Genomic DNA, 234 nt, shown 5'->3' on the forward strand with positions numbered 1-234 from the left:
CTTATCCGACGGGGAAACTTGTTCTTGTGTTAGATAATGCCCGGATTCATCATGCAAAGCTGCTTCAGCCGTTTCTGAAAGAACAGAATAATCGGCTTAAGCTTGTATTTCTGCCACCATATAGCCCGCAGTTAAACATCGTGGAAGGACTCTGGAAATGGCTCAAGTCCAGTGTGATCAACAATGTGTTCTATTCCACCGTTTCCGAAATCCGTCTGCGTGTCGGGCAGTTTA

1 protein-coding gene is annotated in these 234 nt (G+C 45.7%); it reads left to right on the plus strand.

The features are described from left to right. Positions 1–234, plus strand: a 234-nt coding sequence (locus tag M3650_RS31680; RefSeq protein WP_251580322.1) for a transposase, incomplete at both ends; no start/stop codon positions are given.

The sequence above is a fragment of the Paenibacillus sp. MER TA 81-3 genome (assembly GCF_023713585.1).
Classification (GTDB): Bacteria; Bacillota; Bacilli; order Paenibacillales; family Paenibacillaceae; genus Paenibacillus_B; species Paenibacillus_B profundus.